Genomic DNA, 26,304 nt, shown 5'->3' with positions numbered 1-26,304 from the left:
GAGCCCGGTGGCACTCCCGCGTTAGGGTAAGGCCATGAGCAACTGGAAAAAGTCTCCTTTTCTGCTGATGGCCGGCAGCATCGCCCTGGTCGGTGTGGTTGTCGGCTTGCTGTATGCCTTTGGAGTGCACCAGCAGGTGGTGGAGCTGCTGCGCTGGTTTGATACCCAGGGCGCCTGGGCAGCGCTGATGTTCATTGCCATCATGGTGATTGCCATGGTGTGCCTGCTGCCGGGCGTTCTGCTGACCACCGGCGCAGGATTCGTATTCGGCGTGCTAGAGGGCACTGCCTACGTGGTTGTAGGAACCACCCTGGGCTCGGCCCTTGCGTTCCTGATTGCCCGGCAGTTCCTCGGGGACCACGCCCGGGTTTACATCCGCGACCGCGCCCGGTTGTCCATGGTCAGCAACGAGATGGCGCCCCACGGCTGGAAGATCGTGCTGCTGACTCGGCTGATTCCGTTTTTCCCGGGAAAGCTGTCCAACTACCTCTTCGGTCTGACCCGATTTTCGTTCGGCGGTTTTGTGGCCGGCACCTTTGTCGGGGTGATCCCCTTCTCCCTTCACAACGTCTACCTTGGGTCACTGGCCGCCGATCTATCCACCCTCGGTGTCCGCGAGAGCGCCCGTACCCCCCTGGAATGGGCTATCTACGGAGCTGGCTTTCTCGGCACGGTGGTTGCGGTGGTATTCCTGAACCGGCTGGCCCGGCGGGCCCTGGCCCGCTACCGGATGGAGACCGAACCCACTGAACAGGAGGCCCCTGAATGAGCTGGATGAAATGGTTGCCCTGGCGGTATGTTGTCAAGCGCATGGCCCAACGCCACGGCTTTCTCGACCCGATTGCCCTGCTGGCCAGGTTACACAGCTTCGCCCAGCCCTCAGAGGTGGGCGAGCCCATCGAGCTGTTACGGGCCGGCGTGGTGTTTCACGCCCGGGGTCTGATTAACAGCCGGGTTATCCAGCACAACCTCGACTGGGTCTGGCCCTACTGGGTAGAGCGCCAGTTTGATCCGGAAGATCCGGCGTTCATTCCCCGCGCCTTTTCCATCACTCACATTAACCTGAGCAACCGGAACTGGACGGCGATTGGCCAGCCGGACGTGGATGAGTTGCCGGTGGTGGATCCCCGCGGCCTGGTGACGCCGTTTTACGACGGCTGGTCTCTGGATGCCTGGATACTGGCGGACGACGGCCGGTGTCTGCTGCCCTCCCGCTGCAAGGCCACCCGACAGCGCCAGGAGTTCGAGAATGGCCCCTGCGTGGTCACCGAGTCCGAGTACGAGGGGCTGAGCCTGACCAGCCGCGCCCGGGTAGTGGTGGAAGGCGGCCGGCCCGTGTGCGAACTGACGCTGACGGCGCTGTCTGACACCTCCGGATCGCTGGTGCTGTCCCTGCGGCCTGCCAACCCCGAGGGCATCAGCTTCATCAATCGGGTCCGGTTGTCGGAACGGCGCGATGCCTGGGAGGTGGACGGCAAGCAGAGTGTGTTTTTCAGTCAGGCGGCCGAGCGCCATCATGTGTCGGATTACAGCCAGGGCGACGTGCGCATTCACCTGTTCGACAAGGAGGATCAGAGTGAGGGCCGTTGCGACGTGGGCATGGTAACCGCGGCCGCCCTGTTTCCGCTGGAGGCGGGCGAGATGTCCGAGCTGACGGTGCGGGTACCCCTGGCCGAGGCGCCGGCACCGGCGATTCCGGGGGACGGCTGGGCCCGGGCCCTCAAGGGCCATGCCCGGCTTGAATGCCCGGACGACACCTGGCGCTTCCTGTACGAAGCCGCCATTCACTCGCTGGTTCTGCACTCCCCCGAGGATGTCTACCCGGGACCCTATACCTACAAGCGCTTCTGGTTCCGGGATGCCGCCTTCATCATTCACGCGCTGCTGTGTACGGGCCTGACTGACCGTGCCGAACGCGCCCTGTATCAGTTTCCCGACCGGCAGCTGAAGAGCGGCTATTTCCGGTCCCAGGAAGGCGAGTGGGACGCCAACGGGGAAGTACTCTGGATTCTCCGGCGATTCCATGAACTGACTGGTCGCCCGCTGCACCGTGAGTGGCAGGAGCCGGTGCGCCAGGGCGCGCGCTGGATCCAGAAAAAACGGGTGAGTGATACCCTGAACAAACCGCATGCCGGGTTGTTGCCGGCCGGATTCAGTGCCGAGCACCTGGGGCCCAACGATTACTATTACTGGGACGATTTCTGGGGCGTGGCCGGTCTGGAAGCGGCCGAGGCCCTGTTCCGGCCACTGGACAAGGAAACCAGCGAGCGGTTTGGTGCCGGGGCGCGGGAGTTTTCCCAGACCATCGACAGAAGCCTCGCGACCTGTGCCGAACGCCTCAAGCGCCCCGGCATGCCGGCGTCTCCCTATCGCCGTCTCGATGCCGGGGCCATCGGCTCGCTGGCCATGGGCTATCCGACCCAGCTGTGCGAACCGGACGACCCGCGCCTGCTGGATTGCGTGGAGTTCCTGCTCGACAAGTGCTTTGTGAAGGGCGCCTTCTACCAGGACATGATCCATTCCGGACTGAACGCCTACCTCACCCTGCACGTGGCGCAGGTACTGTTGAGGGCAGGGGATCCGCGCTTTCTTGAACTGGTGGACGCGGTCGCCGGCCTGGCATCACCCACGGGGCAGTGGCCGGAAGCGATCCATCCGTCGACCGGTGGCGGCTGCATGGGCGACGGCCACCATGTGTGGGCATCGGCGGAGTGGGTGCTGATGGTCCGGAACTGTTTCGTGCGCGAGGAAGGCGAGCGCCTGATCCTGTGCGCCGGCATTCCGCCGCGGTGGCTTCAGCAGGAACAGCCGATACGGTTCGGTCCCGCGCCCACGCGCTTTGGCACCCTGGATATCACCGTGCAGCCCAATCCGGGAGGAACGCCGGAGGTGACCTGGGAAGGGCGCTGGCACAACGGCCAACCGGAGATCGAAGTAAGGCTGCCGGAGTCACCCGCCTGATTATCTGTACTGGTTCGGAACCGGGTTTTCTGTATCTGTTTTGTTTGCCTGCTAACTTATAGAGTAGACGATTTACAGATCCACCTGGCCCGGTTTCGAATCATGCGTTCACTGTTTTTCTCATTCTTTGTTCCGGCCCTGTTTGTCTGGCTTTGGAGTACTGGCTTCATCGGCGCCAAATACGGGCTGCCCTACGCAGAGCCGTTCACCCTGCTGCTCATTCGCATGCTGTTGACTCTGGTGCTGCTGGCAGGCCTGGCGCTGATCATGAAGACCCGTTGGCCAGGGTGGCGCAGTGCCGGGCATCTGGCTGTCACCGGCCTGCTGGTGCATGGCTTCTACCTGGGCGGCGTGTACTACGCGATTCAGGACGGCATGGCTTCCGGCATCGTGTCACTGATCGTAGGGCTTCAGCCCCTGGTAACGGCGGCAGCGGCGGTGGTGATTCTGCGCGAGGCGGTAAGCGCCCGCCAGTGGGCTGGTCTGGCCCTGGGGCTGGTGGGTGTGGCGCTGGTGCTGTTCGAGAAATACGGCACCGGCGGCCAGGGGCCGGGCTATTCGCCCTGGAGTCTGTTGTGGGCCGTGCTTGCGCTGGCCGGTATTTCCATGGGCACCGTTTACCAGAAACGCTTTGGCACCAGCGCCGATCTGGTGGCCGGCTCGCTGATCCAGTTCTCGGCGGCGGCCGCCCTGTTTACCCTCGGCGCCTTTGCCCTGGAAACCCGCGAGGTGGAGTGGAGCCTGCAACTGCAGCTGTCCATGGCGTGGCTGGTGGTGGGTTTGTCCATCGGCGCGGTACTGCTGCTGATGTGGCTGATTCGACAGGGTGCGGCGTCGCAGGTGGCCAGCCTGTTCTACCTGGTGCCGCCGGTGACCGCCCTGGAGGCCTATTTCCTGTTCGATGAACGCTTGGGCGGGCTGGCCATGTCCGGCGGCCTGATTGCCATCGTTGGCGTGGCCCTGGTGGTCACCCAGAAGAAACCCGCATGACGGTTGCAGCCGGGACAGGGAGCGCGGGTTCATGACCGAAACCACCAGGGGCGTCTGGTATGGCCTGAGCGCCTATTCCATCTGGGGCTGCTTTCCGTTGTTCTTTGCCCTGTTCCAGGGCGTACCGGCCTTCGAGATTCTTGTGCACCGGATTATCTGGTCGTGCGTGTTTCTGGCTCTGGTAATCACGGGGTTGCGACGCTGGCCTGCGGTTCGGGCAGCGCTCCGGGATCCCTCCCAGCTCTGGCGGGTGCTGGCCTGTGCCGTCCTGATTGCCGCCAACTGGGGCATCTACATTTACGCGGTTGAGACCCGGCACGTGCTGCAGGCCAGCCTCGGCTACTTTCTGACACCGCTTGTGAATGTTGCACTGGGCATGCTGGTGCTGCGTGAACGCATGGGCACCTGGCAAATGGTGGCGGTCGTACTGGCGGGCATCGGTATTCTCATCCAGCTGGTGCTGCTCGGGGAGTTGCCCTGGCTTTCCATCGGCCTGGCGTTGAGCTTCGGCACCTACGGACTCGTGCGCAAACAGGTACTGCTGGACGGCCTGTCAGGCCTGTTCGTGGAAACCCTGTTGTTGCTGCCGCCGGCTCTGCTGGTGTTTGGTTGGCTGGTGGCAGAGGGCGCGTCGCACTTCACGGACAGTCTCCACAATGGCAGCCTGCTGCTTGCCAGCGGTGTGGTCACCGCCATCCCGCTGCTGCTGTTTGCCGGTGCTGCCCGTCGGCTGCGGCTGGCCACCGTGGGATTTCTCATGTACATCAACCCGACCCTCCAGTTTGCTATCGCCCTGCTGGTTTTCTCCGAGCCGATCAGCGAGGCGCAGTTGATGAGTTTCCTCGTCATCTGGATTGCCCTTTGCCTTTACAGCTGGTCATCCTGGCACTACCGGCCGAGGGTGCCGGTGCGCCAGGAATGACGCTCCGCTCAGGCTAGCGTTTCAAGCAGACTGTTGATCGCCCGGGCGAAGGGAACCGGTGAATCCTCCTGCAGGAAGTGGCCGCCCTTGAGAGTTACGTGGGGCTGGTCTTTCGCGCCGGGAATCCGCTTTTGCATGTAATGGTCCCCACCCCGGGTGATCGGGTCGCCGTTGCTGAAGGTGGTCAGGAACGGTTTTTCCCAGCGTTCCAGCACTTTCCAGGCGTTGCGATTGGCCTCGCTGGCGGGGTCGTTCGGGTGCATGGGAACAAGCCTTGGGAAGGCCCGGGCCCCCGCCTTATATTTCTTGCCCGGGAAGGGCGCGTCGTAGGCGCGCATTTCATCCGGTCCCAGTTTCCGGAAACAGCCGGTGTTGATGATCCGGGCAATCGGAAACCACGGGCTGTGCAGCGCAAAATTCTTCCACACCTTGAACGCCGCCGGTGCTTTCTGATCGCCAGTGGGCAGCATGCCGTTGCCTACCACGATGGCCCGGAACCGGTCGGGATTTTCCGCCGCCAGGCGCAACCCCAGCAGTGAGCCCCAGTCCTGGCACACCAGGGTGATGTCTTTCAGGTCGAGCTGGTCGAGGAACGACTGCATCCAGTCCATGTGCTGCTGGTAGCTGTAATCGCTGAGGTTCGTGGGTTTGTCGGATTTACCGAAACCGATCAGGTCGGGCGCGATCACCCGGTGGCCAGCAGCCGCGCACACAGGAATCATGTGGCGGTAAAGGTACGACCAGGAAGGTTCCCCGTGCATCATGAGAATGGGGCGGGCTTCGGCAGGCCCCTCGTCCACGTAGTGCATCCGCAGGCCACCCACGTGCAGGTAGTGGGGATCAAAGGGGTAATCGAGCAGGCGTTCAAAACGCTTTTCGGGAGTTCTGACGAAATCCATGGTGCTTGCCTTGAGGTTTGTTATTGTGAGGGAACGACGCAGCTGAGTGTGCCGTCCCTCTTACGGGGCGTCAATTAACAGGGACGAAGCCGTATGACCTACTGGCTGGTTTGCAATGCGAAATCGGGCGATGGCGGGCGAGACCGCGAGTTCTGGCTGGCTCACCTGGCGCAGGCAGGTATCGCGCACCCACGTTGTTGCGACTTCCAGGAGCGCGACTGGCAGCACGAACTGCGCCCGGACGACACGCTGATTGTTGCCGGTGGGGATGGCTCGGTGAATCTTGGCGCTCGCGTTTGTCGCGAAAAGCAGGCTACCCTGGCTATTCTGCCGTCGGGAACCGCCAACGATTTTGCCCGTAATCTGGCGCTACCGGCGGAGCCAGAGGCCCTCTGCGAACTGATTGCCCGCGGCTCGACCCAGCAGGTGGATGTCGCCGAGCATGGTGATGGTATTTTCCTGAACGTGGCTCATATCGGGCTGGGTACGCTGCCCTCAAGGGAGTCGCGCACCACCGAGAAACGGTTTTTCGGCCGTTTCAGCTATGGGACCCAACTGCTACGACGCATCAATGCCCGACGCGGCTTCCGGGCCATCATTGAGTGCGACAAGGGCGTAGTTCAGGGCCGCTGGCTTTCCATCGCCGTCGCCAGTGGCGCGTTTTTCGGCGGTGGTAACGAAATTCCCGAGGCTTCCGCAAACGATGGCCAACTGGATGTCATTGCGGTCCGGCCGCGTCCCCTGTTGCAACTTTTGCTGACTTTCCTCACGGTTCGCCTTAATCGCCAGTCGCCCCGACGTACCAGTACGCTGGTACATCTTAAAGGGACCCATTGCCGGGTTCAGACCCGCAAACCCAAGACCGTGACGGCCGACGGCGATGTGGTCTCGAAAACGCCTCTGCGCGTAAGTCTGCATAAAGGTGCTCTCAGGGTAGTGGCGCCTGCCATTGTGAGTACCGCGCGAGACAAATAAGGCGGCGCTCGCCGCTGACTTTGCGATTCACTACGGCTCAGATACGTTTTGTCACTGACTTTTTTGACGGGACAGGCAATCATGGGGCCTGTTAGCACAATCCTCCAACGGGAGTGACAAAAACTGACACTGTGTCGCTTTTGCAACTGGATTTTTTGACTGTACAGAAAAAGAATGAGTGCCGCGCCCGGCGCTCGCACCCACCAGGCTTGTCAACAAAGGACCAGAAAATGCCCTCTGACTACCCATCGGTTTCCTCCCGGGTTATCAAATGCCTCCGAAACGGCGTTGCCGCGTTGTCGCTGTCGGCCATTGCCATCCCGGCACTGGCGTCCGAGCGTCTGTATATCTTCACCGAGAACTACCCGCCCTATAACACCTCTGAAACCGGTAAGGGCTTTGCGCACAGCGAGGAAGACATCAGTGGCATCTGTGCCGATATGGTCAAGGCCATGCTCAGCCGGGTGGACTACGACTACGTCATGAAAATGCGGGCCTGGAGCTACGCCTACAACTGGGTTCAGGACCGGGAGAACCATGGGCTTTTCTGTACCGCCCGTACCGATGAGCGCGAGGACCAGTTTCAGTGGGTGGGCCCGTTGGCCTCGATCAAGTGGACCCTTTTTGCCGCCCCGGATTCTGATCTGACCCTGGATTCACTGGCGGACGCGAAAAATCTCAACATTGCAGGCTACAAGGGCGACGTCATGTCGGAGTACCTGGTGGATCAGGGCTTCAACGTTGTCATGGGCGTCTCCAGCGATGTCAACGCGCGAAGACTCACCCTGGGGCAGGCGGATCTGTGGGTGACCGACGGTCTGGTTGGCCCGCTGATGGCGGAAGAGGAGCATGGCATCACCGGTCTCAAGCCTGTGCTGGTGTTCCGTGAAACGCCCATGTATCTGGCTTTCAGTACCAACACCGACCCACGCATCGTTGCCGATCTCCAGAAGGCTCTGGATGAAGCCCGTGCGGCCGGTGATATCGACAGGATCGTCGCCAGCTACGAGTGAACTGTTGCCGGCTTAGGGTTGAGACTCCTTTCAGAACCAGAGCCCGATGTCCGCATCGGGCTCTTTTAGTTCAATCAGAAGCCCGCGGTGTTCGAGGATGTCGAGAAGCTTTTCGGTGTCCTCAAGGTTGAGGAAGCCCCCCAGGGACAGTTGGGTATCACGGTGACTCAGGAACAGTCTCGCGGGTGTGAACGGATGGCGCGGTGCGTGGACACTGAGCCTGGCATAGCGCCTGGGCAGGGTCCATTCGGATTGCTTGCGCCGGATGCCCTTTTCCAGGCGAATGTTTTCGTCTCCGATCACCAGTACTTCCTGGCGCTGGCAGGCGCGCGATGTTACATAGATGCCGCAGGCCAGGGCAATCAGTTCCAGACCCGCAAAGGGAATGATCACCCAGGCGCCGGCAAGGCTGAAGCCGGTTGTGATGAACGCGGAGACCACAAACAGCCCGATCCAGATCCTGACATTACCATGCCAGCTCAGGGAACGGTTGGGTGTCAGAACCAGCCGGAGACCGTCCGGGCAGGGCAGACGTTCCACCATGGGGAGCCTCACTCGCCAACGGGCCAATGACTTGATGATAGTCAATTCTACGCCGATCTTGGCTAGTTCAGATCTGGCACTTCGCGGGTGGGACGGTTTCGGATATTGCCCTCGCCGCCTCGAGCTGATTGCGGAGCGCCGCTATGCGGGTGTCGTGGTTGGGATGCGTTGACAGAAATTCCAGTGGCTGGGTGCCGGACGCCTGCGCCATGTTTTGCCACAGCTGAACACTCTCGCCGGGCTTGAAGCCGGCTCTCGCCATGATGCTCAGGCCCATCAGATCGGCCTCCTCTTCATGGGCGCGGCTGAATGGCAGGGTCAGTCCCAGTTGAGCGCCAATCCCGAGGGCCTGCTGGATCTGATCCTCGGCAATCTCGCTTTCGGTAAACAGGCCCACCAGCAGCATGCCGGCCTGCACGCCCAGCTGTTGGGTAAGGCGCTCATTGCCATGGTCGGCCAGCACGTGGGCAATTTCATGGCCGATCACGGTGGCCAGCTGGGACGGGTTTTCGGCGATCCGGAGCAGGCCGGTGTGCACGCCGATTTTTCCGCCCGGAAGCGCAAAGGCGTTTGGGCTCGAAGCCTCGAACACCGCCACCTCCCAGCTCTCGGGCACGGGGGCCTGCGGGTACTCGGTGCGGGCAGCGGCCACCAGTTCGCCGGTGATGCACTGCACCAGCCGGTTCACCTCGGGGCGGGTGACCACGGTGTTCTGCTGCTTCATCTGCTCAAAACTGTCCTGGCCCATGTCGGCCATGACTGCATCGGGCACCAGTGCCAGACGGTTCCGGCCGGTCGGGGATTCCTGGCAGCCGGTGAGCAGGGCCATGGCCAGCAAGGGGATCATCAGTAACTTCACGCGCAGGCTCCAGGGTTTGAGGGATCTCAGGGCTTGGTATCCGCCATGCAGTATCTTCGCTCAGGCCGACCGACACTGCCATAGGCCACTTCCGCCGACAACTCACCGGCGCCAACCAGGAACTCCAGGTAGCGGCGCGCGGTGGTGCGGGAGGCGCCGATGGCGTTGCCGACTTCTTCGGCGCTCAGTTTGCCTGCACCCGTCATAACCTCACGAATCTTGTCGAGGGTCAGTGCATCAATGCCCTTGGGTAAGCGTTCCTCCGTGCTTCGGGAGCTCTCCATGGGCGCCCTCGGAAGCAGTGCATCCACTTCTTTCTGGGCAACCTGATGCAGGGTGGCCAGGCGCTCCATGTGGCTGCGGTAGCCATTGACGGCCTCCTGCAGGCGCTCGAACACCAGGGGCTTGAGGATATAGTCGAAGACACCGCCTCGCAGGGCGCTGCGCAGGGTTTCCACTTCCTTGGCGGCGGTGATGAGAATGACGTCGCTGCCGCTGTCGGCGGCTCTCAGCTCCCTAAGCAGGTCCAGGCCATTGCCATCGGGAAAGTAGACATCCAGCAGGATGAGATCGGGCGCCAGAACCTCAATCTGCTCCCGGGCATCGGCCAGGGTATGGGCGATGCCGCACAGCTCCACCTGATCCAGGCGCTCCACGAACCGTCTCTGGATTTCAGCGATTCTCGGGTCGTCCTCAACGATCATTATGCGAATGCAGGTCACGGGTACGCTCTCCCATTGGCAATCTTGGGCAGGTACAGGGTAAACCGGCTGCCGCCCTCCGGCACGTCGTCCACGGTCACCGAGCCTCCCCACTGGTTGAGGAACTGGCGCACCAGATGCAGGCCATAGCCCCTGGACTCGCCGTCCTTGGTGCTGACGCCCTTCTCGAAAATGCGCTGCCGCTCGGCTTCCGGAATCCCTGAGCCCTGGTCTTCCACCTCGAAAATCAGTTCCTGGCCCAGGTCGGTCATGGACAGCTGAACACGGCCGCCTGCCCCGGTATTGGCAAGGGTGGCGTCCAGGGCGTTATCAATCAGGTTGCCCAGTACGCTGACCAGTTGGTCCCGGGGCAGGGTGGCGGGCAGGTCCGACATCCGGCTGTCCGGATCAATCTCCAGTCGCAGTCCCATTTCCCGGGCCCGGTTGTACTTGCCCAGCAGGCAGCCGGCAATGACCGGATCCGGTACCGCCTCAAGCAGCAGATGGATCAGTGCCTGGTGATCGCTGACTTCGCTGCCGATCAGGTTCAGGGCTTCCTCGGTAGCGCCAATCTGGATGAGGCCCGCAATGGTGTGCAGTTTGTTGGAATATTCATGGGTCTGGCTGCGCAGGGTATCGGCGTACTGCTGGATGCGAGTCAGCCGGCGGCTGACCTGATCAAGTTCGTCACGCAGCCGGAAGCTGGCGACCACACCGATAATGTCGTCGCCCTGGCGTACTGGCAGCCGGTTGACCACCATCTGCCGGCCCCGAAGCCATATTTCCCGGTCGAAGTCCGGCTCCCCGGACTCCAGAATGGCGGGCAGGCTGCTCTCCGGCAGGACATCGAGCACGTGCTGGCCAGCCAGTGGCGGTTCCGGGGGCAGGTCCAGGGTTTCATAGGCGGCCCGGTTGCCGGTGGTGATCATGCCCTCGCGGTTGATCGCAATGATGCCCTCGCGCACCGATTGCAGGGTGGCTTCACGTTCCCGGAACAGCCGGGCGATCTCCTCCGGTTCCAGACCGAAGATGGCTCGCTTGAAGCGCCCGGCGATCACTATGGCGGACAGGATCGTTACCAGCAGCATCAGCCCCACCACGCCATAGAGCACGAAATTGTAGCGACGGATGGTGGTTTCCACCTGCTGGAGGCTGTAGCCGACGGAGACAATGCCGATGATGTTGCCGGTATCGGGAACAATCACCGGTGCCTTGCCGCGCATGGATTCCCCGAGGCTGCCCCTGGCCCGGGCAACGTAGGCCTGGCCATCCACCAGGGCCTTGCGCCCATAGTCGCCATCGTCATCGCCCATGGAATGCCCGATCCGGCTCGGGTCGGGATGGGCCAGGCGGATTGCCTCGGCATCTCCGATCACGATGAAGAGGGCTTCGTTGGTCTCTGCGAGCCGTTCCGCGAGCCGGTTCAGGCCGTGGATGTCCCGCTCCCGGACACCCTCGATCACCGCGGGGGTGGCGGCCACTGTCTTGGCCACCATAAGCGCGCGCTGGCCGATTTCGTCGTAGAGGGAATCGCTCAGGTAGAAGCCGGCAAAGCCACCGATCAGGACAGTCTGCAAAGCGCCCAGCAGTCCCAGGGTGAGGATCATTCGGGTTTTGAGTTTGGTCTTTCGAAACACAGGCGGTGTCGGGCTTGTTGTCATTGTCCGTTCAGGGTACTGCATCGTTCCGGGACATGCCCGTGATCTTTATGAACAAAATGCGGTAAATGCCCTTTAAAGGCATTACGTGCACAAGCTTCAAGGCTTCGGGTTTCACCTATTAACCTGCCTGCAATCGCTCCTCTGGCCTGCCAAAGCCAGGGACCTGGCCAACACGGTCCTGCCTCAGGGGCGATCACAACAACAAGTTGATGAGGTGACAACCATGTTTATCAAGAGAACCCTGTCTTTCGTGGCGGCTGCCGCCGTCTCCATGTCTGCCATGGCCTGGCAGCCCTCCGGAAAAGTCGAATGCCTGGCGCCCGCCGATCCCGGTGGCGGTTGGGATTTTACCTGCCGCAGCGTTGGTAACGTGCTGCAGGATCTTGGCCTGGTGGAAGGCACCGTCCAGACCGTCAACATGGCTGGCGCCGGCGGCGGTGTTGCGTACGCCCATACCGTTAGCAAACGGGCCGAAGACAACAAGCTGCTGGTGGCAGCGTCCACCGCGACTACCACCCGTCTGGCCCAGAAGCAGTTTCCCGGCATGAACGCCGACATGGTGACCTGGGTAGGCGCCCTGGGCGCTGATTACGGCATCATCGCCGTTGGCAAGGATTCGAAGTACCAGACGCTCAACGACCTGATGGCAGCCGTGAAAGCCAATCCCAAGTCCGTCAAGTTTGCCGGTGGCAGCGCGCGGGGTGGCTGGGATCACCTGAAAGTGTTGATCGCAGCCAAGGCCGCCGGTGCTGACCGACTGCCGTCCATTCCATACCTGTCCTACAACAACGGTGGCGAAGCCATGACCCAGGTGGTTGGTGGTCAGGTTGACGCCTTTACTGGCGATATTTCCGAGGCGACCGGCTTCATGGAGTCCGGCGACCTGCGCGTTCTGGCGGTGCTGGCGGACGAGCGCCTGCCGGGCAAGTTCGGCAACCTGCCTACCGCTAAAGAGCAGGGCATTGATGCGGTGGGACCGAACTGGCGCGGGTTCTACATGCCCAAGGGTGCGGACGAGGCCGCCAAGGCCTATTGGGTGGAAGCCGTCGATACCCTGTACGCCAGTGACGAGTGGAAGCAGGTGATGAAGAGCAACGGCCTGATCCCGTTCCATCCGCCGGCGGACAAGTTTGATGAGTTCGTGCGCAACCAGGTTCAGGACATCGAGAACCTGTCCCGCGAAATCGGGCTGCTCAAATGAGCAGCCTCGGTGATCGCGTTCTCGGCCTGGGCCTTCTGGTTCTCGCCGTTGCCTATGGCTGGGCTGCCCAACAGTGGCCCGAGCCGTTTGGCGGCGCCGAAGCCGTGGGCCCGGAAACCTTTCCCACCATCCTCTCGGTGGTGCTGGTTGCAGGCAGTCTCTACCTGATGATCAAGCCGGACCCGGACGCCCAGTGGCCCCTGGGCAAGTCTGCCCTGGAGCTGGTGGTGTCGGTGGCGGTTCTGGTGGTCTATGCGTTCTTGCTCGAGCCGCTGGGCTTTGTGATTGCCACTACCCTGGCTGTGGGCACCTTGAGCTGGCGTATGGGCGCTGAACCGAAACGGGCCTTCGTGACCGGGCTGGCGAGCGCTGTGGTGGTGTTCGTGCTGTTCAACTACGGCCTGTCCCTGAGCCTGCCCGCCGGCTTGCTGGAGGTGCACTGATGGAAACTCTCGGCTTTCTGATGGAGGGGTTCGCGGTTGCGCTGACCCCCTACAACCTGATGTTTGCGCTCTTTGGCGCCTTCGTTGGTACGTTGATCGGCTGTCTGCCTGGCCTTGGGCCGGCCAATGGCGTCGCTATTCTGATTCCCCTGGCATTCACCCTCGGGCTGCCGCCGGAAACGGCGATGATCCTGCTCACAGCGGTGTACGCCGGCGCCATGTACGGCGGACGGATATCGTCGATCCTGCTGAACATACCCGGCGACGAGCCGGCGATGATGACCTGCCTCGATGGCTACCCCATGGCACAGAAAGGCCGCGCTGCCGATGCCCTGGCGGTGTCGGCCATCGCCTCCTTTGCCGGCGGTCTGATCGGCACCATCGGTCTGATCATGCTCGCACCGGTGCTGGCAAAATTCGCACTGACCTTCGGGCCGGCGGAGTACTTTGCCCTGTTCCTGCTGGCCTTTGCCACCCTCGGGGGCATTACCGGCAAGAACCCGATGAAAACGGTGATTGCGGCGACCCTGGGCATCATGATCTCAACGGTTGGCATTGATATCTCCACGGGAACCCAGCGCTACACATTCGGAGTGCTGGAACTCTATGAGGGTATCGACTTCATCCTGGCGATCGTGGGCCTGTTTGCCATCTCCGAACTGCTGTTCTTCGTTGAACACCGGATGGGTGGTGGTCGCGAGAAGATGCAGGTAGGCAAACTCACCCTGACCTTCAAGGAACTGGTGACCACGCTTCCCACCCAGCTTCGCGGCGGTATCCTGGGATTCATTTCCGGCGTACTGCCGGGCGCCGGTGCCTCCCTGGGCAGCTTTATCAGCTACACCCTGGAAAAGCAGGTGGTCGGCAGGAAAGGCACGTTCGGTGAGGGGGATATCCGGGGCGTGGTGGCGCCGGAGGCCGGCAACAATGGCGCGTCTTCAGGTGCCCTGGTGCCCATGCTGACCCTGGGTGTTCCGGGCAGCGGCACCACCGCCGTGCTGCTGGCCATGCTGATCTCCCTGAATATCACCCCGGGACCGCTGATGTTCACCCAGAACGCTGACATCGTCTGGGGTGTGATCGCGGCGCTGCTGATCGGCAACGTGCTGCTGCTGGTGCTGAACATCCCGCTGGTGGGCTTCTTCGTGAAGCTGCTGTCGGTGCCGCCCATGTACCTGCTGCCGATCGTCACCATGGTGGCGTTCGTGGGTATCTACTCCATCAGTCACAGCACCTTCGATCTTTATTTCATGGTGGCATTCGGCATTGCAGGCTATTTCCTGCGCAAGCTGGAAATACCCCTGGTGCCAATCATCCTCGGCCTGTTGCTCGGGCCGGAAATGGAGAAGAACCTCGGCCATGCCATGGTGCTGTCGGACGGTGACTGGAGCATTCTCTGGGGCAGCCCGCTGGCGATGGGGCTCTGGATTGTCGCTGGCCTGGGGCTGATCCTGCCGTACCTCGTGGGGCCGCTGCTGCGCCGGCGGATGAATGCGGCGATGAAGGAGAGCCCGGTCAGCGACTAGCAAACGCCTGATAACTCCCGACCGACGATCTGTTGTCAGTCTTTGCACCGGGCTTGTCCCGGTGCTCTTTTTTGGGGGGTGGTGTTTGCCAGGGAAGGCGCCAGCCGGCCGGTCTTTGCTATGATGCAGCAGGTTTGTTTGCGGGAAGATCTGTTATGAAGGTGATGTTGCTCGGTGCGACCGGTCTGACTGGCGGGCAGGTTCTTCAGGGGCTGTTGGCCCGGGAGGAGGTTGATCAGGTGGTGGCCCTGGTGCGCCACCGGTTGCCGACCCTGCACGACAAACTGGCCCAGCATGAGGTCAATTTCGACAATCTGGACGCCCACGCCAGCCTGTTTGATGTGGACGCCATCGTCTGCTGCCTCGGCACCACCATCAAAAAGGCCGGCTCCCAGGCCCAGTTTCGAAAGGTGGATCTCGGCTATCCCCTGAAAGCGGCAGAACTGGGCCGGGCCCACGGCGTCCGGGCGTTTATCCTGATGTCTGCCATCGGCGCGTCGTCCTCCTCCACCATCTTTTACAACCGGGTGAAGGGGGAGCTTGAGGATGCCCTTGAAGACCTCGGTTACCCCTACCTGTCCATCTATCATCCGAGTCTTCTGCTGGGTGACCGCAAGGAGCAGCGCACCGCGGAGGCCTTGGGGATCAAGGCCATGCCGCTGGTGAACCGCCTGCTGATCGGCCCCCTGGACAAGTACCGGGGCATTGAGGCGGCAACGGTAGCCCTTGCCATGGTCAATGAGGTCTGCAGCCTGGCCACAGAGGCTGCGGCTGAGCGGGTGCTGCAAGTCCGCGAGTACGACGAGATCCGCCAGCTGGCGAAGTAGCGCGTGGCTACTCGCCCGCCAGAATCCAGCGCGCGGCCTTCTCGGCAATCATCAGAGTGGGTGAGTTGGTGTTGCCACTGGTGATGGTAGGCATCACGCCGGCATCCACCACACGAAGCCCGGCCATTCCCCGGACCCTGAGGTGAGGGTCCACCACCGCCTGCTCGTCGTCGGCACGTCCCATCCGGGTGGTGCCCACCGGGTGAAAGATCGTGGTGCCAATGTCCCCGGCCAGCCGGGTGAGTTCGTCGTCGGTCTGGTACTGCAGGCCCGGCTTGAACTCCTCTGGCTGATATTTCTGGAATGCCGGCTGCTCCGCGATGCGGCGTGTCACCCGTAGCGAATCCGCCGCCACTTTGCGGTCTTCCGGCGTGCTCAGGTAGTTGGGTGAAATCGCCGGTGCCTCTTTCGGATCGCGGCTGCGAATGCGCACCGTACCCCGGCTGGTGGGGTTCAGGTTGCAGACGCTGGCGGTGATGGCCGGGAAATCATGCAGGGGCTGGCCGAAGGCATCCAGGCTCAGGGGCTGCACGTGGTATTCGATGTTGGCGTAGTCGAACTCGTCCGAGCTGCGGGTAAACAGGCACAGCTGGGAGGGCGCCATGCTCATGGGGCCGGACCGGGTGAGCAGGTACTCCAGGCCGATCCGGGCCTTGCCCACCAGGGAATTGGCCATGGTGTTCAGGGTCGTGGCGCCGGTGACCTTGTATACCGAACGGATCTGCAGGTGATCCTGGAGATTCTCGCCCACCCCGGGCAGGTCCAGCACAACGTCGATACCGTGTTCCTTGAGCAAATCCGCCGGGCCAATACCCGAGAGCTGAAGCAGTTGCGGCGAGCCGATGGCGCCGGCCGAGAGCACGACTTCCCGTTTGGCCCGCGCCAGCACCTCGCCAGTGCCCGGCCTTTCGACCTTGACACCGGTACAGCGGGGGCCGGCATCGCCGGTTTCGGTGGTCAGCCCCAGTACGTGGGTGGAGTGCCAGAGGGTCAGGTTGGGGCGTTTCTCCGCCTCGCGCAGGAACGCTTTAGATGTATTCCAGCGCCAGCCCGAGCGCTGGTTTACCTCGAAGTAGTCCACGCCCTCGTTGTCGCCCCGGTTGAAGTCCCGGGTCCGGGGAATGCCAGCTTCCACACAGGCCGTGGCGAAATCTTCCAGCACCTTCCATTTCAGGCGCTGGTGCTCCACCCGCCACTCGCCGCCGTGGCCGTGGTATTTATGGTGCTCCGGGTCGGCGTCACCGCCCTCGTCCAGTCGATAGTGGTCCTCGTGACGCATGAAGTCCGGCAGGCAGTTTTCCCAGTTCCAGGCCTGCTCGCCGGTTACCTCGGCCCATTGGTTGTAGTCCCGGGCCTGGCCGCGAATGTAGAGCATGCCGTTGATGCTGGAACAGCCCCCCAGGGTTTTGCCCCGGGGGTAGATCAGCGAGCGACCGTTGAGCCCCGGGTCCGGCTCGGTTCGGAAGCGCCAGTCGGTGCGGGGGTTGTCGATGCAGTACAGGTAGCCCACCGGAATGTGGATCCAGTGGTAGTTGTCGCGGCCGCCGGCTTCGATTAGCAGCACCCGGTTGTCCGGGTTGGCGCTCAGGCGGTTGGCCAGCAGGCAGCCGGCCGAGCCGGCGCCCACCACGATGTAATCGTACTCCAGCTGTCCCGTGGCCTTGTTGTTATCGGACATGGTGCTTCTCCGCGGCTACCTTTAAGTTATTTGGCCGTTGGCATGACAAATTCCGCGCCGGCATCAATGGATTCGGACCAGCGCTGCATGATGGATTTCTGGCGGGTGTAGAACTTCACCCCTTCTTCGCCGTAGGCATGGGTATCGCCAAACATGGAGCGCTTCCAGCCACCAAAGCCGTGCCAGGCCATGGGCACAGGAATGGGCACGTTGATACCCACCATGCCCACCTGGATCCGACGGCCGAACTCCCGGGCGACGCTGCCACTCTCGGTGAAGCAACTGACGCCGTTCCCGAATTCGTGCTCGTTGATCAGGCGAATGGCAGTGGCAATGTCCGGTACCCGCACGCAGGCCAGTACCGGGCCGAAGATCTCCTCCCGGTAGATGGTCATGTCCGGGGTCACGTGATCAAACAGCGAACCGCCCATCCAGAAGCCGTTCTCGCAGCCTTCGCCAGTGCCAGAGGTATCGAATTCGCGGCCATCGACCACCAGTTGGGCACCTTCCGCCACACCCTTGTCAATGTAGCCGGTAATGCGCTGATGGGCGGCGGCGGTGACAATCGGGCCCATCTCGGCATCCAGTTGCTCGCCGTTCTTCACTTTCAGGGCGCGGGCACGTTCTGCCAGTCGGGGCATGATCTTGTCGGCCACGTCGCCCACCAAAACCGCGACGCTGATGGCCATGCAACGCTCGCCGGCGCTGCCGTATGCAGCTCCGATAAGCGCGTCGACCGCTTTGTCCAGGTCGGCGTCGGGCATCACCACCATGTGGTTCTTGGCGCCGCCGAGGGCCTGGATGCGCTTGCCGTGTTTGGCGCCTTTCTCGTAAAGCAGGTTGGCAATCGGGGTGGAGCCCACAAAGCTCAGTGCCTGCACGTCCGGATGTTCGATCAGTGCATTCACCGCCTCCTTGTCACCCTGCACCACATTGAACACGCCGTCTGGCAGGCCCGCCTGCTTGAGCAGGTCAGCCAGCATCAGCGAGGCACTGGGGTCCAGGGGGCTGGGCTTGAGGACAAAGGTGTTGCCGGCGGCAATAGCCACCGGGAACATCCACATGGGCACCATGGCCGGGAAGTTGAACGGCGTAACGCCAGCCACCACACCCAGCGGCTGACGGGTGGTCCAGTTGTCGATGCCGGTGCTCACCTGCTCGGTGTAGTCGCCTTTCAACAACTGGGGAATGCCGCAGGCGAACTCGACAATGTCGATGCCCCGGGCCACTTCACCCTGGGCGTCGGTGAACACCTTGCCGTGCTCGGCGGTGATCGCCCGGGCCAGGTCGTCCTTGTGCTGGTTCAGCAGTTCCAGAAAGCGGAACATCACCCGCGCCCGACGGATGGGCGGCGTGTCGGCCCAGGCAGGGAAGGCGGCGTCGGCGGCGGCGACCGCAGTATCCACATCGGCCTGATTGGCCAGGGCTACCTGGCCGGTAACCCGCCCGGTGGCCGGGTTGAACACATCCTGCGTCTGGGTGGACGTCCCGGATGTTATTTCGCCATTGATATAATGCTGGATAGTCGCGCTGGTCATGTGTGCCTCGTGCTGTTCCGGAAAACCCCGAATGTGAAGGGGCTTTAGGGGTGTTCGCGCCCCGAAAGGCGATAATTGTCGATTAATTACTCAGAGTAGGGCCGATTCGATCGGCAGGCAATTGAGATTTCCAAAAGCCAGATATAAGCTTTCCTTATATCTAATGGCGATCAGGAAGCGAAGAACCTGTGCATCCCCTGCAAACACTCAAGGCTTTTGTCACCGTTGCCCGCGAGGGCAGCGTGTCCCGTGCGGCCGGCCGTCTTCACCTGACCCAGCCGGCAGTCAGCCTGAAACTCAAGCAACTCCAGGACGAGCTGGAACTGAAGTTGTTCCAGCGCAAACCCCAGGGCCTGGTGCTCACGCCGGATGGCCAGGCATTGTTGCCGGTGGCTGAAAAAGCCCTTGCGGCTCTGGCGGCGTTTGAGCAAAGCGCCCGGGCCTTGCACAGTACCCTGAGGGGGCGCCTTCGCATCGGCACCATCGTGGATCCGGAGTTCATTCGCCTGGGGGCGTTCCTGCACCGGCTGGTGGAGCGGGCGCCGCAACTGGAGACTGAACTGCGCCAGGGCATGAGTGGCAGCGTTCTGGAACAGGTGCGGGATGGCCGACTGGATGTGGGTTTTTTCCTGGCCCCGCCGGGTGTTGGCCCCGGCTCCCTGGCGCCGGAGGTTGCCCACCGGGAGCTGACGGGTTTCCAGTACTACGTGGTGGCACCGGCAGGCTGGGGGCCGCGCATCAGCTCAACCCGATGGGAGGATCTGGCGAACATGCCCTGGATCGTCACGCCCGAGGATTCCGTTCATCACCGGCTGCTCAAGGGGGTGCTCGACCCGCTTGGTGTGCTGCCCCGGGGAGTCGCCCAGGTGGATCAGGAGGCGTGCATGCTGGACCTGGTGCGGGCCGGCGTGGGCCTGAGTCTGGCCCGGGATGCCCTGGCCATGACCGAGCGCCAGGAGCGGGGCCTGGTGGTTCTGGAGGGTGTCCGGTTGCCCTGCGCCCTCAGCTTTATCTGGCATCGGGACCGGCGGGACGAGCCGCTGATCGCCGAGGCCCTCGAAGCCCTGGAGGGCGTCTGGGGGCATCCTGGCGCCTGAGCCTGTTCAGGTCATAAGAGCGATAAGGGCGACAGAGACGATCGCCTCAGCCAAGCGTGGCGTCCAGAAACATCATGACTGCGAAGCCAGCCAGCAGGCAGAAGGTGGACATGATTTTCCACTGCCGGTGGTGGGTCTCCGGAATGATCTCGTTACTGATGATGAACAGCATGGCGCCGGCGGCAAAACCCAGGGTCCAGGGCATCAGCGGTTCCGCCAGCCACACCAGGGTGGCGCCGAACAGGCCGCCGAGGGGCTCGGCCAGCCCGGTGAGCAGGGCAATCAGGTAGGCCCGGAACCGGGAGTAGTTGATGGCAAGCAACGAGAACGCCACCGCAAGGCCTTCGGGAATGTTCTGCAGGCCGATGCCGGTGGCCAGCACATAGCCGTTCTTCACATCACCCCCGGCGAAGCCCACGCCCACGGCCATGCCCTCGGGGAAGTTATGCAGGGTAATGGCAATGATAAACAGCCAGATACCGCGGATGTAGGATGCCTCCGGCCCTTCGCGGCCCAGTTCGAAATGCTCGTGCGGCAGCTTCTGATGCACGTAGTAGATGGCTGCGGCCCCCGATAGCACGCCCAGTATCACCACCAGGGCCGCGCTCCAGGTGTGGCCGGTAATCTGTTCGCCGTATTCCAGGCCGGGCAGGAGCAGGGAGAAGAAGGAGGCTGCCAGCATGACCCCGGCGGCGGCTGCCAGCATGGCGTCCTGGAGTTTGTGGGTGATGGTACGCACCAGGAAAATGGCGAGTGCGCCTACCCCGGTGGCAAGACCGGCGAACAGGCTGGCCAGCGTACCCAGCCAGACAATACTGATATCGGAGGTCATGCATGCTCCTGTCGGTTGTTGGTGTGAGCATAGCATCCCGGTTGCTGGCAGTTGGTCGTATGGTCATCTCGCCTGATCCGGGCGATAACTGCTGCTACCTTTGCAATGACCATCCATAAAAACGGCCAACCCGGGGTACACCATGAAACTGCCTGAACCTTTCCACTACCGAACGATTGCGGTCGATGGCGTGGACATCAACCTCGCCGAGGGCGGTGCTGGCCGACCGTTGCTGCTGTTGCACGGCTATCCCCAGACCCACCTGATGTGGCACCGGGTTGCGCCTGCCCTGGCCAGGGAGTTCCGGGTAATATGCCCTGACCTGAGGGGGTACGGCGACAGTGGTAAACCGGATTCCGATCCGGACCACAGCGCCTACAGCAAGCGGCGAATGGCCGCCGATATGGTGTCCGTGATGGCCGAGCTCGGCTATCCGCGTTTTTCAGTGGCTGGCCATGACCGGGGCGCCCGGGTTGTCCATCGCCTGTGCCTGGATTACCCGGATCAGGTCGAGCGTGCCTGTGTCATGGACATCGCACCCACGCTGCACATGTTCGAGCATACTGATCAGGCGTTCGCCACCGGGTACTACCACTGGTTTTTCCTGATCCAGCCGGATGGCCTGCCGGAGCGAATGATCGGCCAGGACCCGGGGTACTTCCTCCGGGAGAAACTCAGGCGGTGGTCCGCCCCGGGGGCTGTGTTTGATGAGGCGGCGGTGGCCGACTACGTTCGCTGCTTTGCTTCGCCGGGGGCCGTTCATGCCAGCTGCGAAGACTACCGTGCTGCCGCGTCGGTGGATCTTGAACACGACCGGGAAGATCGACGTGCCGGGCACCGGGTGAGCTGTCCGCTGCTGGTGCTTTGGGGGAGCCGGGGCTTCGTGCACCGCACCTACGATGTACTGTCGGTGTGGCGTGATTATGGGGAAGATGTGAGTGGCACCGCGCTTGATTGCGGTCATTTCCTTCCGGAAGAGGCGCCGGAAGCCGTCCAAGACGAGCTCCGGCGCTTTTTCTCAGCTAACTGAACCGATCAGGCGGCGTTCTTCTCGCGCCAGGCCAGTTCGTTGCGGATGGTGGCCTTGGGCTGCAGCATGGCAAAGTCTATGTCATCGATTTCCTTGCCATCCTTGAGCCGCTGAACGAAATCCGGATTGGCCAGGGCTTTCTTGCCGACCGCCAGCAGGGTGCCCGGGAACTGGTTGGCCACGTCCTGGCAGTTGATCTCGTCGATGCCGCCGTTAAGGATCAGCTCAATGCCGACGACCTCATGAGCCACGCTGGCCAGGCTGCCATTCCCCTCGGCAAAGTGCTGCCGGTTCACATCGCCGTCGGTGGTGTGCACGAAATCCGCTCCGGCGTCACGCACGGCTTCCACGATTCTGCGGAATCCGGCCTCGCCTTCCGGCAGCTGGTAGTCCGGGTCGGTGACTGTGCCCTGGGACAACCGGATGCCCACGGGGAAGCCTTCACCCACTGCCTTGCGAACGGCGTTGACCACTTCGGTCACCAGGCGCAGTCGGTTCTCCAGAGAGCCACCGTAGCGGTCGTCGCGCTGGTTGAAGTGGGTGCTGAGGAACTGGTTCAGCAGGTAGCCGTTGGCGCCGTGGATTTCGATGCCGTCGAAGCCGGCGGCTTTGGCGTTGGCGGCAGACAGTGCGAAGCCGTCGATGGCTGCCTGTATATCAGACTCGCTCATGGCTTCGGGTGTTTTCCATTCGGTCTGGTCGCCATAAAAACCGAGCGGCGCACCTTTGGGAATCACCGGGCTGGGGCCCTGGGGCTGGTCGGTGTACCGGTTGGCCTGGAACTGGGCACCGGCGTGCATCAGCTGTATGAAGATACGGCTGCCTGCAGAGTGGACCCGGTCTACGATGGCTTTCCAGCCGGCAACCTGCTGGTCATTGATGATGCCAGGCTGGTTGGCATAGCCCTGGCTGGCCTTGTCGTCGGTGTAGGTGCCTTCGGTGATCACCAGACCGAAACCGCCTTTGGCGTACCGCTCGTAGTGGTCCGCCATCAGGGCGTTGGGCGTGCCGTTCGCTTCGGCGCTGGTGCGGGTCATTGGCGCCAGGGCAAAGCGGTTGGGCACCTCAACGGAACTGAATCGAACAGGCTGCATTACGTCGCTCATAGTTACCCTCACGTGTTGGTGTATGTATGGCGCTCTACTATCGGGCCGGAGGCGTGGGTCTTAAAGCGAAGAATATCGAAGCAGCCTGTCAGTATTTTTGAATGATCACTCAGGGATCAGTCAGGCATCACTCAGGAGAGTCGGCGGACTTCCGGTCCGAGTGGCCCAGCGAGCGTTCGGGATCGATCTGGTCACGGACCCGTTGCTTGAGCACCGTGATCTCCGGGAAGCCACCGTCGTCCTTGCGCGACCAGACTCGCTCCCCGTTCACCCAGACTTCGAAGATGCCGCCGCTGCCCGGGTGCAGGCTCAGTTCGCTGATGTCCGCCTCGAAGGTGGTCAGCAGTTCCTGCGCCATCCAGGCTGAGCGAAGCAGCCACCGACAGCCGGTGCAGTAATGAATGTCCACTTTGTTGGTCATGATGCATTCCTTGAAGAGTTGTCGGTGAATGGTCGTGTACGGCCGTTGAGAAGCATCTGCCGGATGTGTGTGAACAGACGCTCCTGAAACACCCCGGACAGCGGATAAAGATGGCCTGTGTCCGTCATCAGGGTGAGTTCGGAGGCAGGCAGTTTATCGTCAAGGTGGCGCGCATAGTCCACCGGTACAAAGGGATCGTCGGCGCCCTGGTAGATCAGCACCGGCGTACGGACATCGCCGAGGCGAAAACCCCAGTCACCCAGTTCGGTCAGAAGATCCGTGGCGATGGCCCGACAGCGGCTGTTGAGACACTCAAGCTGATCGGCCCGGAATCGGCCATCGCCAGCCAGCGACTGAAGCAGCTCCCGGTCATGGACGCTCGCTATCTGCCGGGCACTTCTCATGTACAGGCCCGGCTGGACACGGGACAGCCAGGCGACCAGGCACACGGCAACCCGCACCAGCCGCGGGCTGAGCTTGGCCATGGCCGGCCCGGGCCAGTGGGTGGCTTCGAGCAGTCTCCCGTTTCCGGGGTATTCCGGGAAATGGGTATAACCAGAGAGACAGACACCGAGCTCCACGCGGTCCGCCAGCCCGTGGCAGCACGCCAGCGTCCGCGAGCCACCACTGGACCAGCCCATGTGAGTGAAGCGATCAATGCCCAGGGCGTCGGCAAGTTGTTCGATGTCGCGTGGGTAATCCCGGAGTGTCCGCCCGGCCTGGAACTCCGACCGGCCAATGCCCGGGCGATCGACGGTGATAATCCGAAAGCGGTGGGCCCGGGCAAGCGTGTCAAAAAAATACCCTTCCAGACGGCTGCCGGGCATACCATGGGCGAAAAACACCGGAGTGCCCTCCGGGTCGCCGCAATCGGTGTAGGCCAGTCTTCGGCCATCCGCGAGCACCAGCGTCCGGTCGTTTTCCCGCGGGGTGTTACTCGGTGTCATAGGTTGGATAGACAGAGCGGGACAGAGTAGGCTCGCACCCCACCACTTGCCGGGCCTGTCTGTGGGCGTGCAGATACCAGCGGGTGCCCGGGTTCTCGAACGTTGTCCGGGTAACGGGAAATTCGGTGTTCTCCATGGTGGCCGGAATGGGTGAGCCATCGGCGTGCCGGTAGACGCAACTGACACCGAGCGTCACAGGCGTTCTGGCGGGCAGCTCGATGAAGCCGTCGGCGCGGACCGGAGGCGCTTGCCCATCGACCGAAATGATCTTCAGGCAGGGGCCATAGTGGTTTTTCTCCAGTTCCTCGAGGTATTCGCTCAGGCAATGCTGGGCACTGATCAGCACCGCGCCGGGCGCGACATCAGCTCCGGTCGGTGGTTGAGACTGGCAGCCTGCCAGAAGCAGGCCGAAGACACAGGTAATCAGAAACCGATGCACGCCGGTCAGCCCTCCATGGATCCCTTAAGTTCCTTGAGCAGGCGGGCATCCCGCTCGTAGATATCGTTGCGGTACTGAATTCGGCCTTCACCGTCTACCCAGGCGGTCCAGTACTGGAGATGAACCGGTACGGGCCTGGGCAAAAGCACGGTTTGCGGCGCGTGGCCGTCAACGATGCCGTCGATTCTCGCCCGGGACCAGTTGGGTGAACCGGCAAGAAGGCGTTCCGCCAGATCGAAGGGTTGCTCAACCCGAATGCAGCCGGAGCTGAAGGTGCGCTCCGACTTGGCAAACAACCCCCTGCCCGGGGTGTCGTGCAGGTAGACGTCGTACTGGTTGGGCAGCATGAACTTGACCTGTCCGAGCGCGTTCTGAGGCCCCGGCTCCTGAACCAGTTGGTACGGGAAGTTGTTCTTGCCCAGGGCGGACCAGTCGATCATGGCAGGATCAATCCGCACCCGATCGGCGCCCCAGCCCCGGTAGACGCTGATGTTGAGCCTTGCCAGGTAGTCCGGATCCTTCAGGATCTGGGGCAATTGATCCTGCAGCATGATGGTGCGGGGCACGGTCCAGGTCGGATTGAACACCAGATATTCGATCTGATCGCTGAAGACCGGGGTTTGCCGGAAGGGCTTGCCGACGATCACGCGTTTGCGCAGCACTTCGGAGCCCCGGTCAACCATGGTCAGCTCAAAGCCGGCAATGTTCACCAGCACGTAAGTTTCGCCCAGGGACTCAGGCAACCAGCGCCAGCGCTCCAGGGTGGCGTCAAGCTGGCGTATGCGCGCCGCAGGCGTGAGGTTCAGGGCCTTGAAGGTGTCCCGGCCGATCACTCCGTCCGCCTCCAGCCCGTGCCTTGCCTGAAATGCCTTGATGGCTGTTTCCAGGGGTGCGTTGTAGAGCTGGGTGGCGTGGTCTTCATTCCCGGAAGGCTCAAGGTCGCCCAGGGCGGCCAGCCGGTGGCGTATTTCCGGCAATCGCGGGTCTTGCTCACCCGGCCGGAGCGTGGGTTTGTCGGCCAGTGGCTGCCAGGGCGCCCCGGCTTCCGAGGCCAGTGAACGGCGAACTTCCATCAGTTGGCGATAGGCGGGATGCGCCGGCCTCAGAGCATCCAGTGTCTCACCGATATCGCCGCTGTCGAGCGCATCGGTCAGTACCGACTCCATCTTCCGCTGGCGCCGGTTGGCCGTCCACTCGGCGTGGATGGTCTGGGGGTTGACCTTGCCTTCCAGCAGGTGTGACCCGAACACCAGGAAGGCGTCGGAAAACAACAGGTCGATATCGGCACGGCGTGCCGGCGAGATATCGGCTATCGGCGCGGAGGCCAGGCTTGCCAGGAGATCCGCATGGTAATCACCTGGCAGCAGGCCGTCGTCGCTGGCGCGCCCGATTGCCCCGGCCAGTTGCTGGCGGTACTCCATCGATTCCCAGGCGAGGCGATAGCCGTTGCTGGCGTAGAACGCGGGCAGCGCCTTGCTGGCCATGAGCGGGCTGCCAAGCACTTCTACCGGAAAACCGCCGTTCAGTGCCTCGATTCTCGAGACGATGTGTTCATTGGCGCCTTCGGCAGCATGGGCGTGCGCAAGCAAGAGCGATGGCAACAGGGTCGCCAGTAGAGTCACAAACGACAGGTGACGAACGTTGATCATGGGTTTTGGTTGCCTCCCCGTGGCAATACTTCCTGAGCGGCCGGTC

At 62.4% G+C, this 26,304-nt stretch carries 25 protein-coding genes; 12 read left to right on the top strand and 13 right to left on the bottom strand.

Annotated features, from left to right (window positions below; genetic code table 11):
* The first annotated feature begins 34 nt into the window (after positions 1 to 34).
* The 4 genes from ACFC20_RS06195 (at position 35) to rarD (ending at position 4,873) form a co-directional block, all read left to right on the top strand.
* On the top strand, positions 35 to 769 hold the full coding sequence (locus ACFC20_RS06195) for a TVP38/TMEM64 family protein (protein WP_375192238.1): 735 nt from the start codon (positions 35 to 37) through the stop codon (positions 767 to 769).
* On the top strand, positions 766 to 2,961 hold the full coding sequence (locus ACFC20_RS06190) for a hypothetical protein (protein WP_375192237.1): 2,196 nt from the start codon (positions 766 to 768) through the stop codon (positions 2,959 to 2,961). The genes ACFC20_RS06195 and ACFC20_RS06190 overlap by 4 nt, the downstream gene beginning before the upstream one ends.
* Before the next feature lie 102 nt (positions 2,962 to 3,063).
* The gene (locus ACFC20_RS06185) at positions 3,064 to 3,951 is read left to right on the top strand and encodes a DMT family transporter (RefSeq protein ID WP_375192236.1); all 888 of its coding nucleotides are present in this window, start codon (positions 3,064 to 3,066) and stop codon (positions 3,949 to 3,951) included.
* A 31-nt stretch (positions 3,952 to 3,982) separates the two neighbouring features.
* A complete protein-coding gene (gene rarD / locus ACFC20_RS06180; RefSeq protein ID WP_375192235.1) occupies positions 3,983 to 4,873 on the top strand; it encodes an EamA family transporter RarD in 891 nt (296 codons plus the stop codon).
* 8 nt (positions 4,874 to 4,881) lie between these two features.
* Here the strand turns inward: rarD and ACFC20_RS06175 are convergent, their stop codons facing one another.
* A complete protein-coding gene (locus ACFC20_RS06175) occupies positions 4,882 to 5,772 on the bottom strand; it encodes a haloalkane dehalogenase (RefSeq protein WP_375192234.1) in 891 nt (296 codons plus the stop codon).
* A 93-nt stretch (positions 5,773 to 5,865) separates the two neighbouring features.
* On the opposite strand from ACFC20_RS06175, the gene ACFC20_RS06170 reads away from it, so the two are divergent.
* Positions 5,866 to 6,747, top strand: coding sequence for a diacylglycerol/lipid kinase family protein (locus ACFC20_RS06170; protein ID WP_375192233.1), 882 nt, complete (start codon positions 5,866 to 5,868; stop codon positions 6,745 to 6,747).
* Between the two features lie 230 nt (positions 6,748 to 6,977).
* The gene (locus tag ACFC20_RS06165; protein WP_375192232.1) at positions 6,978 to 7,760 is read left to right on the top strand and encodes a substrate-binding periplasmic protein; all 783 of its coding nucleotides are present in this window, start codon (positions 6,978 to 6,980) and stop codon (positions 7,758 to 7,760) included.
* Positions 7,761 to 7,790: 30 nt separating this feature from the next.
* On the opposite strand, the gene ACFC20_RS06160 is transcribed toward ACFC20_RS06165, so the two are convergent.
* The 4 genes from ACFC20_RS06160 to ACFC20_RS06145 form a co-directional block, all read right to left on the bottom strand.
* A complete protein-coding gene (locus ACFC20_RS06160; protein ID WP_375192231.1) occupies positions 7,791 to 8,303 on the bottom strand; it encodes a DUF2244 domain-containing protein in 513 nt (170 codons plus the stop codon).
* A gap of 67 nt (positions 8,304 to 8,370) precedes the next feature.
* Positions 8,371 to 9,162 (bottom strand): M48 family metallopeptidase, encoded by a 792-nt coding sequence (locus tag ACFC20_RS06155; RefSeq protein WP_375192230.1) that lies wholly within the window; start codon positions 9,160 to 9,162, stop codon positions 8,371 to 8,373.
* Between the two features lie 26 nt (positions 9,163 to 9,188).
* Positions 9,189 to 9,884 (bottom strand): response regulator, encoded by a 696-nt coding sequence (locus ACFC20_RS06150; RefSeq protein WP_375192229.1) that lies wholly within the window; start codon positions 9,882 to 9,884, stop codon positions 9,189 to 9,191.
* Positions 9,881 to 11,524 carry an ATP-binding protein gene (locus ACFC20_RS06145; RefSeq protein ID WP_375192228.1) on the bottom strand — a complete coding sequence of 548 codons (1,644 nt, stop codon included), beginning with the start codon at positions 11,522 to 11,524 and terminating at the stop codon, positions 9,881 to 9,883. The genes ACFC20_RS06150 and ACFC20_RS06145 overlap by 4 nt, the downstream gene beginning before the upstream one ends.
* Positions 11,525 to 11,747: 223 nt before the next feature.
* On the opposite strand from ACFC20_RS06145, the gene ACFC20_RS06140 reads away from it, so the two are divergent.
* The 4 genes from ACFC20_RS06140 (at position 11,748) to ACFC20_RS06125 (ending at position 15,521) form a co-directional block, all read left to right on the top strand.
* Positions 11,748 to 12,725 carry a Bug family tripartite tricarboxylate transporter substrate binding protein gene (locus tag ACFC20_RS06140; protein ID WP_375192227.1) on the top strand — a complete coding sequence of 326 codons (978 nt, stop codon included), beginning with the start codon at positions 11,748 to 11,750 and terminating at the stop codon, positions 12,723 to 12,725.
* A complete protein-coding gene (locus tag ACFC20_RS06135) occupies positions 12,722 to 13,168 on the top strand; it encodes a tripartite tricarboxylate transporter TctB family protein (RefSeq protein ID WP_091987129.1) in 447 nt (148 codons plus the stop codon). The genes ACFC20_RS06140 and ACFC20_RS06135 overlap by 4 nt, the downstream gene beginning before the upstream one ends.
* A complete protein-coding gene (locus ACFC20_RS06130; RefSeq protein WP_375192226.1) occupies positions 13,168 to 14,694 on the top strand; it encodes a tripartite tricarboxylate transporter permease in 1,527 nt (508 codons plus the stop codon). Before ACFC20_RS06135 ends, ACFC20_RS06130 begins: the two co-directional genes overlap by 1 nt.
* 155 nt (positions 14,695 to 14,849) lie before the next feature.
* Complete coding sequence (locus tag ACFC20_RS06125) at positions 14,850 to 15,521, top strand: NAD(P)H-binding protein (protein WP_375192225.1); 672 nt, start codon at positions 14,850 to 14,852, stop codon at positions 15,519 to 15,521.
* 7 nt (positions 15,522 to 15,528) lie between these two features.
* Here ACFC20_RS06125 and ACFC20_RS06120 read toward each other — a convergent pair whose 3' ends face one another.
* Both ACFC20_RS06120 and ACFC20_RS06115 read right to left on the bottom strand, forming a co-directional pair.
* Complete coding sequence (locus tag ACFC20_RS06120; RefSeq protein ID WP_375192224.1) at positions 15,529 to 17,199, bottom strand: GMC family oxidoreductase; 1,671 nt, start codon at positions 17,197 to 17,199, stop codon at positions 15,529 to 15,531.
* Between the two features lie 26 nt (positions 17,200 to 17,225).
* On the bottom strand, positions 17,226 to 18,737 hold the full coding sequence (locus ACFC20_RS06115) for a CoA-acylating methylmalonate-semialdehyde dehydrogenase (RefSeq protein WP_375192223.1): 1,512 nt from the start codon (positions 18,735 to 18,737) through the stop codon (positions 17,226 to 17,228).
* A gap of 188 nt (positions 18,738 to 18,925) precedes the next feature.
* Here ACFC20_RS06115 and ACFC20_RS06110 point away from each other — a divergent pair, with 188 nt between their 5' ends.
* Entirely contained in the window at positions 18,926 to 19,834 is a 909-nt protein-coding gene (locus tag ACFC20_RS06110; protein ID WP_375192222.1) for a LysR family transcriptional regulator, read from the top strand.
* Positions 19,835 to 19,880: 46 nt separating this feature from the next.
* Here ACFC20_RS06110 and ACFC20_RS06105 read toward each other — a convergent pair whose 3' ends face one another.
* Complete coding sequence (locus ACFC20_RS06105) at positions 19,881 to 20,666, bottom strand: ZIP family metal transporter (RefSeq protein ID WP_375192221.1); 786 nt, start codon at positions 20,664 to 20,666, stop codon at positions 19,881 to 19,883.
* A gap of 142 nt (positions 20,667 to 20,808) precedes the next feature.
* Here ACFC20_RS06105 and ACFC20_RS06100 point away from each other — a divergent pair, with 142 nt between their 5' ends.
* Positions 20,809 to 21,696: an alpha/beta fold hydrolase gene (locus tag ACFC20_RS06100; protein WP_375192220.1), complete on the top strand. Its 888-nt coding sequence runs from the start codon at positions 20,809 to 20,811 to the stop codon at positions 21,694 to 21,696.
* 5 nt (positions 21,697 to 21,701) lie between these two features.
* On the opposite strand, the gene ACFC20_RS06095 is transcribed toward ACFC20_RS06100, so the two are convergent.
* The 5 genes from ACFC20_RS06095 to ACFC20_RS06075 all read right to left on the bottom strand — a co-directional run bounded on the left by ACFC20_RS06095 (position 21,702) and on the right by ACFC20_RS06075 (position 26,258).
* Complete coding sequence (locus tag ACFC20_RS06095; protein WP_375192219.1) at positions 21,702 to 22,802, bottom strand: NADH:flavin oxidoreductase; 1,101 nt, start codon at positions 22,800 to 22,802, stop codon at positions 21,702 to 21,704.
* A gap of 127 nt (positions 22,803 to 22,929) precedes the next feature.
* Positions 22,930 to 23,223: a SelT/SelW/SelH family protein gene (locus ACFC20_RS06090; protein ID WP_375192218.1), complete on the bottom strand. Its 294-nt coding sequence runs from the start codon at positions 23,221 to 23,223 to the stop codon at positions 22,930 to 22,932.
* Complete coding sequence (locus ACFC20_RS06085) at positions 23,220 to 24,170, bottom strand: alpha/beta fold hydrolase (RefSeq protein WP_375192217.1); 951 nt, start codon at positions 24,168 to 24,170, stop codon at positions 23,220 to 23,222. Before ACFC20_RS06085 ends, ACFC20_RS06090 begins: the two co-directional genes overlap by 4 nt.
* Positions 24,157 to 24,609, bottom strand: a complete 453-nt coding sequence (locus ACFC20_RS06080; RefSeq protein ID WP_375192216.1) for a hypothetical protein — start codon at positions 24,607 to 24,609, stop codon at positions 24,157 to 24,159. The genes ACFC20_RS06085 and ACFC20_RS06080 overlap by 14 nt, the downstream gene beginning before the upstream one ends.
* Positions 24,610 to 24,614: 5 nt before the next feature.
* A complete protein-coding gene (locus tag ACFC20_RS06075) occupies positions 24,615 to 26,258 on the bottom strand; it encodes a murein L,D-transpeptidase (protein WP_375192215.1) in 1,644 nt (547 codons plus the stop codon).
* Between the last annotated feature and the right edge of the window lie 46 nt (positions 26,259 to 26,304).

The sequence above is a fragment of the Marinobacter sp. genome, from assembly GCF_041984545.1.
Taxonomy (GTDB): domain Bacteria; phylum Pseudomonadota; class Gammaproteobacteria; order Pseudomonadales; family Oleiphilaceae; genus Marinobacter.
The sequence above is the reverse complement of the archived record's forward strand: the minus strand, read 5'-3'. Positions and strand labels throughout refer to the sequence as shown.